Here is a 10,773-nt window from a genome sequence, read left to right as displayed (position 1 = left end):
TGCGATCGGTCACCCGATCGGCGCGTCGGGCTGCCGGATTCTCGTGACGCTGCTGTACGAGATGCAGCGCCGCGACGCGAAGCGCGGCCTCGCCTCGCTGTGCATCGGCGGTGGCATGGGCGTGGCGCTCGCGCTCGAGCGTCCCTGAGCTATTGATCTATGACGGCTGAGGCGGGCACCGGGCACCACGCGGCGCGCCTCGGCCGTGCGACGTTCGCAGGCAGGCGGGCGGAGACAGCAGGAAGGAGCGACGCGGGAGCCGTCGAACGACGCTCCCGGAAAACGAAAATGGAGTGTGGTTTATGTCAGAGCGTATTGCGTATGTAACGGGCGGTATGGGCGGCATCGGAACGGGCATCTGCCAGCGTCTCGCCAAGCAGGGATTCAAGGTGGTTGCCGGCTGCGGCCCGAATTCGCCGCGTCGCACGAAGTGGCTGGAAGACCAGAAGGCGCTCGGCTTTGATTTCGTCGCCTCCGAGGGCAACGTGGGCGACTGGGATTCGACGCGTCAGGCGTTCGACAAGGTGAAGGCCGAGGTCGGCGAGGTCGACGTGCTCGTGAACAACGCCGGCATCACGCGCGACGTGGTGTTCCGCAAAATGACGCGCGAAGACTGGACCGCCGTGATCGACACCAACCTCACGAGCCTCTTCAACGTGACCAAGCAGGTGATCGACGGCATGGTCGAGCGCGGCTGGGGCCGCATCATCAACATCTCGTCGGTGAACGGCCAGAAGGGCCAGTTCGGGCAGACCAACTATTCCACGGCCAAGGCCGGCATTCACGGGTTCACGATGGCGCTGGCCCAGGAAGTGGCGACCAAGGGCGTGACGGTCAACACCGTCTCGCCGGGCTATATCGGCACGGATATGGTGAAGTCGATCCGTCCCGACGTGCTGGAAAAGATCGTCGCGACGATTCCCGTGCGCCGCCTCGGCGCGCCCGAGGAAATCGCGTCGATCGTGGCGTGGCTCGCCTCCGACGAGTCAGGCTTCGCAACCGGTGCTGACTTCTCGCTGAATGGCGGGTTGCACATGGGCTGATCCCCGCGCCGCGCGCCCTGCAGGGAGGGGCGCGCGATGCAGGGATCGAGGACGGCAGCTGGCTTGTTTGCATACCGGGGCAAGCCACGCTTGCGGACCAGACCAACGCGCGACGGCAGTGGCCGCCGCGCGTTGGCGCTAACAAGGGCGACACATGACGACTACAAAGAAAACCGCCGAACGACTCATCAAGAAGTATCCGAACCGTCGGCTGTACGACACGGAGACGAGCACCTACATCACGTTGACCGACGTGAAGCAACTCGTGCTGGATCAGGAGGAGTTCAAGGTCATCGACGCGAAGACCAACGAGGATCTGACGCGCAGCATCCTGCTGCAAATCATCCTCGAAGAGGAAAGCGGCGGTCTGCCGATGTTCTCGTCGTCGATGCTGTCGCAGATCATCCGTTTCTATGGTCATGCGATGCAGGGCATGATGGGCACCTACCTGGAAAAGAACATCCAGGCGTTCATCGACATCCAGAACAAGCTCGCGGACCAGTCGAAGAGCCTTTACGAAGGCAACGCGATGAACCCCGAGGTCTGGTCGCAGTTCATGAACATGCAGGCGCCGATGATGCAGGGCATGATGACGAGCTACATCGAGCAGTCGAAGAACATGTTCGTGCAGATGCAGGAGCAGATGCAGAACCAGGCGAAGAACATGTTCAGCAGCTTCCCGTTCAAGCCCGTGACGCCGGGTGCGGCAGCGACGCCCGCGCAGGGCACACCCGAGGGCGGCGAGGAAGAAAAGAAGTAAGGGGCGAGACGCGTGCAGCGGGCGCCGCCTTGCGGCGCACCGTGGCTTCGCGCGCTGCGCATTTCGTGGCGAGCGAGACGCGCCCCATGACCGCCCCGTGGCGTGTTCGGCGCAATTGGCGCAATTGGAGCGAAACCCGCGTGACCCTTCCTCAGGCGCGTTGCAAGTCGCGCAAGGCTTCTGGGTGTGCCACGGCCACCCGCAGCAGCGTCTGCGCGGCGCCCGTAGGCTGACGTCGGCCTTGTTCCCAATCCTGCAGCGTGCGCCTCGAAACGCCCAGCAAGGCGGCGAACGCGCTTTGCGAGAGCCCGGCCTGGGCCCGCGCGAGCGCTGCAACGGTAGTTTTGTCGCTTGTGGAGCCAGGGCGCGCCACGCGGGCGCGGGCGGTCCCGCCAGAGCCACCTCCACTGGCTTTCACGTCGCGCGCCGACTTCAACAGGTCGGCCTGAAAAGGCTCCATTTTCTTGCTCACGCTATTTCTCTCCGCGCAGCCGGTTGAGGAATGCCGTTGATGGCTTACAGGCCGCAGGTGGCGAAAATTATGCGGTTGCGCTGTGGTCGGGAGGCGAAAAGGTGAGCGAAGCTTGATCCAGTCGATATTCAATCCGACCCTTGCGCCTCGCGGCGCTGGCCACTTATGCTGCGCCGCACGATACGACATCCGGGTAAAATAGTCGATTGGCTTGATCTCGCGCCGCGCTTTATTCGCCGTGCGCCCTACATCCGGACGTTCACGTGAAAAACCCTGTTGAATCAACGACCACCCGCAATCCCGCTCCACGCGTCGGGATGGTTTCCCTCGGCTGCCCGAAGGCGCTCGTCGACTCCGAGCAGATCATCACCCAGCTGCGCGCCGAGGGTTATGAAATCTCGGGTTCCTACGACGGTGCGGATCTCGTGGTCGTCAACACCTGCGGCTTCATCGACGAGGCCGTGCAGGAGAGTCTCGACGCCATCGGCGAAGCGCTCTCCGAAAACGGCAAGGTGATCGTGACCGGCTGTCTCGGGGCGAAGGCGAGCGCGAGCGGCTCGAACCTGATCGAGGAAGTGCATCCGAAGGTGCTCGCCGTCACTGGCCCGCACGCGGTGGGCGAGGTGATGCAGGCCGTGCACAGCCACCTGCCCAAGCCTCACGATCCGTTCGTCGACCTCGTGCCGGCCGCGGGCATCAAGCTCACGCCGCGCCACTACGCGTACCTGAAGATCTCCGAAGGCTGCAATCACCGCTGCACGTTCTGCATCATTCCGTCGATGCGCGGCGACCTCGTGTCGCGCCCGGTCGCCGAAGTCATGCTCGAAGCGGAGAACCTCTTCAAGGCCGGCGTGAAGGAGCTGCTCGTGATCTCGCAGGACACGAGCGCCTACGGCGTGGACGTGAAGTACCGCACCGGTTTCTGGAACGGCAAGCCGATCAAGACGCGCATGACGGATCTCGTCGCCGCGCTCGGCGAGCTGGCCGCGCAGTACGGCGCGTGGGTGCGCCTACACTACGTCTACCCGTATCCGAGCGTCGACGAAGTCATTCCGATGATGGCCGAAGGCCCGTTCAAGGGCCACGTGCTGCCGTACCTCGACGTGCCGTTCCAGCACGCGCATCCCGAGGTGCTCAAGCGCATGAAGCGCCCCGCGAACGCCGAAAAGGTCATGGAGCGCGTGAAGGCCTGGCGCGAGATCTGCCCTGATCTGACGATCCGCAGCACCTTCATCGCGGGCTTCCCCGGCGAGACCGAGGAGCAGTTCGAAACGCTGCTCGACTTCATCCGCGAGGCCGAGCTCGACCGCGTGGGCTGCTTCGCCTACTCACCGGTAGAGGGCGCGAGCGCGAACGAGCTCGACGGCGCGCTGCCCGACGAGGTGCGCGAGGAGCGCCGCGCGCGCTTCATGGAGGTGGCGGAGCAGGTGTCGGCCAAGCGCATCCAGCGCAAGGTCGGCAAGACGCTCAAGGTGGTGATCGACGAGATCAACGCCGACGGCGGCATCGGCCGCACCGCGGCGGACGCCCCCGAGATCGACGGCGTGGTCTACGTCGCGCCCGCGACCAAGGCGTCGAAGCGCTACAAGGTCGGCGATTTCGTCTCGGTGAAGATCACGGGTGCCGACGGCCACGACCTCTGGGGCGAGGTCTGAACGGTATGACGAGCGCCGCCGCGCAAGTCCTCGCGTATGGCGAGGCAATGATCGAGTTCAACCAGGCATCAAAGGACCGGCCCGAGTATCTGCAGGGCTTCGGCGGCGACACGTCGAACTTTGCGATCGCGGCGGCGCGCCAGGGCGCGCGCACGGGTTTCGTTTCGGCTGTCGGCGACGATCATTTCGGCCGCCTGCTGATCGACCTTTGGATCCGCGAGGGCGTCGATACGTCGACGGTGCGCGTCGACGCCACGGCGCCCACCGGCGTCTATTTCGTTTCGCACGGCCCGGGTGGCCATGCCTTCGATTATCTGCGCAAGGGTTCGGCCGCGAGCCGCTACACGCCGCGCGACCTGCCGCTCGCTGCGATTGCGGCTGCGCGCGTGCTGCATCTTTCGGGCATCAGCGTGGCGATCAGCGACAGCGCCTGCGATGCGGCGTTCGCCGCCATCGAGCACGCGCGCGCCAGCGGCGTGCGCGTGAGCTTCGACACCAATCTGCGCCTGAAGCTCTGGCCGCTCGCGCGCGCCCGCGCCGTGATGAACGAGGTGCTGCGCTTAACCGACATCTGTCTGCCGAGCTGGGACGACGTCGCGGTGCTCACGGGCCTCGACGAGCGCGACGCGATCGTCGACTATCTGCTCGAACGCGGCGCGCGCGTGGTGGCGCTCAAGCTCGGTAAAGACGGCGCTTACGTTGCGACGCCCGAGGAGCGCCGCATTGTGGCGGGCCATGTCGCGGCAGCCGTGGACGCAACGGGTGCGGGCGACTGCTTCGGCGGCGCGTTCATCGCGCGCCTCGCGGCGGGCGACGATCCCTTTGCGGCCGCGCGCTATGCGAACGCGGCCGCCGCGCTTTCGACCCAGGGCTATGGCGCGGTCGCGCCAATCCCGCACCGCGAGGACGTCGAGCGCATACTGGCCGCACAGTCAACTGGCTGAGCACGCGAGACGATCTGGCGCCACGAAGAAGATTCATTTAATCAGGTAGGCAAGGAGGAAGACGATGGAACGCGAAGTAGTGGTGGTAAGCGGTGTGCGCACGGCAATTGGCGACTTCGGCGGCAGCCTGAAGGACTTTTCGCCGACCGATCTCGGCGCGCGCGTGGTCCGCGAAGTGCTCTCCCGCGCGAACGTGGAAGGCGACGCGGTGGGTCACGTGGTGTTTGGCAACGTCGTGCACACGGAGCCGAAGGACATGTACCTCGCGCGCGTGGCGGCGATCAACGGCGGCGTGGCGCAGCACACGCCGGCGCTGACCGTGAACCGCCTGTGCGGCTCGGGCCTGCAGGCGATCGTCTCGGCGGCGCAGACCATTCTGCTCGGCGACGCCGACATTGCCATCGGCGGCGGTGCGGAAAACATGAGCCGCGCGCCTTACTCGATGCCAGCCGCGCGCTTCGGCCAGCGCATGGGCGACACGCAGCTCGTCGACATGATGATCGGCGCGCTGCACGACCCGTTCCAGACGATACACATGGGCGTCACGGCGGAGAACGTCGCGAAGAAGTTCGGCATCACGCGCGAGGCGCAGGACGCGCTGGCACTCGAATCGCACCGTCGCGCCGAGCGCGCACATGCCGAAGGCCGCTTCAAGGAGCAGATCCTCCCCATCTCGATCAAGTCGAAAAAGGGCGAAGTGGTGTTCGACGCCGACGAGCACGTGCGCCAGAACGCCACGCTCGAAGACTTCAGCAAGCTCAAGCCCGTCTTCGCGAAGGAAAACGGCACGGTGACGGCGGGCAATGCATCGGGTATCAACGACGCGGCTGCCGCCGTGCTGCTGATGAGCGCCGATGCCGCCAGCGCGCGAGGCCTGAAGCCGCTCGCGCGCCTCGTCTCGTACGCCCATGCGGGGGTCGATCCGGCGTATATGGGTATCGGCCCGGTGCCGGCCACGCAGAAGGCGCTGGAGCGGGCCGGCCTCAAGGTCGGCGACCTCGACGTGATCGAGGCCAACGAAGCGTTCGCGGCGCAGGCCTGTGCGGTTTCGCAGGAACTCGGGCTCGACCCCGCGAAGGTCAACCCGAACGGATCGGGTATTTCGCTTGGCCACCCGATCGGCGCGACAGGCGCGCTCATCACGGTGAAGGCGCTTTATGAACTGCAGCGCATTGGCGGGCGCTATGCGCTCGTGACGATGTGCATCGGCGGCGGCCAGGGCATTGCGGCCATCTTCGAGCGTATCTGACGCCCGGCGTGCCCCGTCCGCCTTGCAAGTAAAGGAATCACCCAGATGGAAGTTGCGGTGCAAGCACAGCGGCCGCCGAGCGCGGCCGCCCGACGGGGCAGCGCGATGAGGGCGCGCGGCCGGATCGCGATTGCCGTAGCGGCAGCGGTGGCGCTCGCGCTGCCGCTCGCGGCGCGCGCGCAGGACACGGCCACGCCGCCGGCGCTCACGTCGACGCTCAAGCCGAACCCCGAGTTCGCGGGGCTGCCGAAGTACGTCGGCACGCTCGGAAAGCGCCAGATCGTGATGCGTCTCGGACCCAAAACCGGGGACGACGACCCGAGCGGCGTGCATGGCGAATATCAGTTCACGGATACCGGCGAGGTGATCCTGATCGCGGGCGACCGCGACGGCACCACGCTCGAAGCCGAGGATTCGAACGACGGCACGCACATCACGGGCAACTGGGTGGGCACGTTCGACGAGGACGGCTCCCTCTCGGGCGAGCGCATGGAGCCCGACGATTCGAACCCGGTGCCGTTCGATCTGAAGCCGCTCGCGCCGGGCGCAGCGGCTCCGGCGATGTCGAGCGGTACGGCTGCGCTTGCGTCGCCCGCACCGGTGGCCAAGGGGGTGCAGGCCGTAAACGGCGTGAGCAATCTCGTCATCGGGCAATAAGCGCTGCCGCGGCGGTGCTGCGACACACGCGTTACACGCGCGTGGACGGCGCCGGAAGCCGCGGGTGTTAATCTTCGGTATGCGGCGTTGCGCGCGCCATCCAGCCAGAGGTGCGCCGCAACGTCATGGCGCCTCAACCGTACTCGCACCGACATGAAGAAAACCGACTCCAGCCGCGCGTTGCAGACGCGCATCATCCACCCGCAAGACGACCTCACGCCCGGCTTCGAATCGTTCGCCGCACCTGTCACGCGGGCTTCGACTGTGGTGTTCCCCGACCTCGCGACGGTTCGCGCGCTCGACTGGCGCAACGACGCGCAATGGCGTTATGGCCTGCACGCCACGCCTACCTCGGCCATGCTCATGAAGCGGCTCGCCGAGCTCGAGGGCGGCGAGCACGCGCTGTTGCAGCCTTCGGGTCTTTCGGCGATCTCGAACGTCTACTTCGGACTGCTGAAGTCCGGCGACGACGTGCTGATTCCCGATAACGTCTACTCGCCGAACCGCGACCACGGCGACTGGCTCGCGCGCGACTTCGGCCTTACGGTGCGCTATTACGATCCGATGATCGGTGCGGGGATCGCCGAGATGATCCAGCCGAACACGAAGCTGATCTGGCTCGAAGCGCCCGGCTCGGTGACGATGGAAGTCCCCGACGTGCGCGCGATCACGGCGGCGGCGCGTGCACGCAACGTTGTCACGGCGATCGACAATACGTGGTCGGCGGGCCTCGCGTTCAAGCCGTTCGAGCACGGCATCGACATTTCGGTGCAGGCGCTCACGAAGTACCAATCGGGCGGCAGCGACGTGCTGATGGGCGCGACCATCACCACCGATCGCGACCTGTATCTGAAGCTCAAGGCGGCGCGCATGCGGCTGGGCATCGGCGTGTCCGTGGACGACTGCTCGCTCGTGCTGCGCGCACTGCCGAGCATGAAGGCGCGTTTCGAAGCGCACGACCGCAGCGCGCTCGCGCTGGCCGGCTGGCTCAAGACGCGTCCGGAGATCGCGGCGATGCTGCACCCGGCGTTCGAAGACTGCCCGGGCCACGAGTTCTACGAGCGCGATTTCACGGGCGCGGGCGGCCTCTTTTCCGTGGTGTTCGACGAGCGCTACAGCGCGGCGCAGATCGACAGGTTCTGCGAGTCGCTCGAACTCTTCGCGCTGGGGTGGAGCTGGGGTGGGGCGCACAGCCTCGTGATGCCGTACGACGTCGCATCGATGCGCACGGCCGCGCGCTGGCCGCATCGCGGCACGCTGGTGCGCTTCTACATCGGTCTCGAAGATGAAGCTGACTTGCGCGCCGACATGGAGCGCGCGCTCGCGACACTCGCGCCGCAGGCCAGCGCGCCTGCGCAGGCCGAGTAACGTCCGAGCCAGGCCCAAGTAAAACGACAACGGCCGCTCGCGTCCATGGGGACGCGAGCGGCCGTTGTCGTTTCTGGCTGCGGCTGACGCCCTATCAAAAGAGGCGCAGCAGCGCGTCGAGCCCGACGAAATTGAACGCCACGCTCGCCGCTTCCCGTACCACGGGCTTTGCGCGGAATGCAACCGAGAGACCCGCGGCGCCCATCATCTTGAGGTCGTTCGAGCCGTCGCCCATCGCGATTGCGCGGCTCGGCTCGATACCGATCTGCGCGCAGGTTTCGGCGAGCGTGCGCGCCTTGACATCGGCGTTGACGATTTCGCCGGTCACACGGCCCGTAAGCTTGCCGTCGACGATTTCGAGCGTGTTCGCGCGCGTGTAGTCGAGCCCGAGCCGCGCCTTCAGGCGTTCGGTGAAGAACGTGAAGCCGCCGGAGACGAGCAGTGTCTTCAGGCCCGCGGCCTTCGCGCCCGCAAGCATCTGCTCGGCGCCCGGCGAGAGCTTCAGGCGCTCCTCGTAGACGCGTTCCAGAGCGCTTGCGTCGAGCCCCTTGAGCAGCGCCACGCGGCGCGTGAGGCTTTCGTTGAAGTCCTTGATCTCGCCGCGCATCGCGGCTTCGGTAATGGCCGCGACCTCGGCCTTCAGGCCGCAGAAGTCGGCGATTTCATCGATGCATTCGATCGTGATCAGCGTCGAGTCCATGTCCATCGCCACGAGGCCGAAATCGGCCAGTGCGCGGTCCGCTTCGACGAATGCGTAGTCGAGCAGGTGCGTGCCGCAGTAGACGTCGAGATCGGCGCGCTGGCCCGGCTCGGCGTTCTCGATGCGGATCGCGTGTGCGTCGATCGGCGTGAGGCGGCTGCCGCGCGCGAGCGCGAGGAGCGGCTTGTGATGGACGGTGTCGAGCGGAGCGGGACTCTGGATGACGAGATTCATGGCTGAACGGGCAAAACCCCTGCGCGGCGTCGATGGGGCGATCGGATGAAAAGGGCGGATGTCATGCTACGTCGTGCTGTGTCGTGCCCGAAAGAGGCGCCTGCGTGCGACAAAGCCCATCATTGTAACTTCTCGGCGTCTCGTTCGGGACAACCGGGGCACCCGGAAGAGCCGCCGCGCTACGGCCCATGCCGATACCTTCCCGTTTTTCCTGCGCTTGCGTCACGTACACCTTACAGCGACGAAAGCGCCCGTTCGATGCACAATGAAAGCTCGTGCGGCGGTCCGACGGGGGCGGCCGCCGCGTGCCGTCAACCGAACGTGTCGCGACTCGCGTCGCGCGATGCGTCATGTGCGCGAAGGCGCGCCAGGGGAACCGGTATGCAGGACGCTCGCAAGGCCCCAACCACGATACCTGCCCGAACGCCGCGCGGCGAGCGGGCTCTCCCGTCGGACACCGCCGCGCCGGCCGCGCCTGCGCAGTCCGCGCACCACTCGCCTCGCGCCACCAGGCGCCGCCACGACGACAGCGCCGAAAGCGAAATCGCCGGCATACGCATCACGAGCGCGCGGCGTATCGTCGATGCGGACAGCGGCACGCACAAGCTCGAGCTCGTGCGCTACTACGAGCGCGCCGCGCACTGGATTCTGCCGCATCTGCGCGAGCGCCCAGTATCGCTGGTGCGCGCCCCGCGCGGACTCGGCGGCGAGCTATTCTTTCAGCGCCATAGGGCGCGCGCGCCGCTGCCCGAACTCACGGAGCACGAGGGGCTCGATCCGGGGCACCCCGCGTTGCTCACCATCGATACGCCCAAGGCGCTGGTGAGCGCCGCACAAATGGACGTGATCGAGCTGCACACATGGAACGCCCGGGTCGGCGACATCGAGCGGCCCGATCGGGTCGTGTTCGACCTCGACCCGGATCCGGCGCTCGGCTGGGACCGCGTGATCGAGGCGGCGCAGCGCACGCGTGCGTTGCTCGCGGAACTCGGTCTCGAATCGTTTTGCAAGACGAGCGGCGGCAAGGGGCTGCACGTCGTCGTGCCTGTCGTCCCGGAGGCTGGCTGGGACGACTTGAAGGCCTTTGCGCGAGCACTCGCGCAGCATCTGGCCTCGGTCTGGCCTACGCAGATCACGGCCACGATGGGGCCGGAGCATCGCAGGAAGAAGATCTTCGTGGATTACCTGCGCAACGCGCGCGGCGCGAGCACGGCGGTCGCGTATGGCGTGCGGGCTCGGCCGGGCATGGGCGTATCCGTGCCGATCGGCTGGGACGAGCTGGATTCGACGACGGGCGGCGCGCAATGGACGCTCGCGAACATCGAAGCACGCCTCGCAACGCTTTCGCACGCCGATCCCTGGGCGGCCTACGGGCTGGTACGCCAGAAGGTCACGGCGGAGCTGACGATCGGCCTCGAAGCGGGGGGCAAGTAGCCGGGCGGCGCGAGCCGCCGGCAGCCTGCCTGCAAAACGGGCGCAAGTGCGCGTGCGGGCGCGCGTCATCGTACGGCAAGGAAATCGAGCGCGATGGCAAGCAGGATAAAACCTGGTCCATTCGATGCGAGCCCTCGGCGCAAGGCGTCGCGCGGCGCGCTAGACTGGTAACAGGCCATCCGCCTGACAAGAGCGCTGCGTCGTCCCCGCCATCGCGGTTTGCCGCGTTGGTTGCGTACGCCGCCAATGCTACCGGG

Annotated in this window: 10 protein-coding genes and 1 pseudogene; 9 read left to right on the top strand and 2 right to left on the bottom strand. The window is 66.6% G+C overall.

The annotated features are described in order from the left end of the window. From VMJ11_RS21370 to phaR, 3 genes and pseudogenes are all read left to right on the top strand, one after another. A pseudogene (locus tag VMJ11_RS21370) lies at window positions 1–148 on the top strand (acetyl-CoA C-acetyltransferase); the annotation flags it as partial. Between the two features lie 154 nt (window positions 149–302). Further along, the gene (locus VMJ11_RS21365; protein ID WP_325621503.1) at window positions 303–1,043 is read left to right on the top strand and encodes a 3-ketoacyl-ACP reductase; all 741 of its coding nucleotides are present in this window, start codon (window positions 303–305) and stop codon (window positions 1,041–1,043) included. Between the two features lie 154 nt (window positions 1,044–1,197). Further along, window positions 1,198–1,803, top strand: coding sequence for a polyhydroxyalkanoate synthesis repressor PhaR (gene phaR / locus VMJ11_RS21360; RefSeq protein ID WP_325621501.1), 606 nt, complete (start codon window positions 1,198–1,200; stop codon window positions 1,801–1,803). 151 nt (window positions 1,804–1,954) lie between these two features. Here phaR and VMJ11_RS21355 read toward each other — a convergent pair whose 3' ends face one another. Next, the gene (locus VMJ11_RS21355) at window positions 1,955–2,275 is read right to left on the bottom strand and encodes a helix-turn-helix domain-containing protein (RefSeq protein WP_325621499.1); all 321 of its coding nucleotides are present in this window, start codon (window positions 2,273–2,275) and stop codon (window positions 1,955–1,957) included. A 317-nt stretch (window positions 2,276–2,592) separates the two neighbouring features. On the opposite strand from VMJ11_RS21355, the gene rimO reads away from it, so the two are divergent. The 5 genes from rimO to VMJ11_RS21330 all read left to right on the top strand — a co-directional run bounded on the left by rimO (window position 2,593) and on the right by VMJ11_RS21330 (window position 8,148). After that, window positions 2,593–3,930 carry a 30S ribosomal protein S12 methylthiotransferase RimO gene (gene rimO / locus VMJ11_RS21350; RefSeq protein WP_325621497.1) on the top strand — a complete coding sequence of 446 codons (1,338 nt, stop codon included), beginning with the start codon at window positions 2,593–2,595 and terminating at the stop codon, window positions 3,928–3,930. 5 nt (window positions 3,931–3,935) lie between these two features. Next, the gene (locus tag VMJ11_RS21345) at window positions 3,936–4,874 is read left to right on the top strand and encodes a sugar kinase (protein WP_325621495.1); all 939 of its coding nucleotides are present in this window, start codon (window positions 3,936–3,938) and stop codon (window positions 4,872–4,874) included. 64 nt (window positions 4,875–4,938) lie between these two features. Further along, on the top strand, window positions 4,939–6,123 hold the full coding sequence (bktB, locus tag VMJ11_RS21340) for a beta-ketothiolase BktB (RefSeq protein WP_325621493.1): 1,185 nt from the start codon (window positions 4,939–4,941) through the stop codon (window positions 6,121–6,123). 45 nt (window positions 6,124–6,168) lie between these two features. Continuing rightward, the gene (locus VMJ11_RS21335; RefSeq protein ID WP_325621491.1) at window positions 6,169–6,780 is read left to right on the top strand and encodes a hypothetical protein; all 612 of its coding nucleotides are present in this window, start codon (window positions 6,169–6,171) and stop codon (window positions 6,778–6,780) included. Between the two features lie 153 nt (window positions 6,781–6,933). Beyond that, window positions 6,934–8,148 (top strand): cystathionine beta-lyase, encoded by a 1,215-nt coding sequence (locus tag VMJ11_RS21330; protein ID WP_325621489.1) that lies wholly within the window; start codon window positions 6,934–6,936, stop codon window positions 8,146–8,148. A 94-nt stretch (window positions 8,149–8,242) separates the two neighbouring features. On the opposite strand, the gene serB is transcribed toward VMJ11_RS21330, so the two are convergent. After that, window positions 8,243–9,082 carry a phosphoserine phosphatase SerB gene (gene serB / locus VMJ11_RS21325; RefSeq protein ID WP_325621488.1) on the bottom strand — a complete coding sequence of 280 codons (840 nt, stop codon included), beginning with the start codon at window positions 9,080–9,082 and terminating at the stop codon, window positions 8,243–8,245. A 381-nt stretch (window positions 9,083–9,463) separates the two neighbouring features. Between serB and ligD the strand changes: the two genes are divergently transcribed. Further along, a complete protein-coding gene (ligD, locus tag VMJ11_RS21320) occupies window positions 9,464–10,516 on the top strand; it encodes a non-homologous end-joining DNA ligase (protein WP_414694441.1) in 1,053 nt (350 codons plus the stop codon). The last annotated feature ends 257 nt before the right edge of the window (window positions 10,517–10,773 follow it).

It is taken from the genome of Paraburkholderia sp., assembly GCF_035501035.1.
Lineage (GTDB): Bacteria > Pseudomonadota > Gammaproteobacteria > Burkholderiales > Burkholderiaceae > Paraburkholderia.
This window is presented reverse-complemented; position numbering and strand designations above follow the sequence as displayed.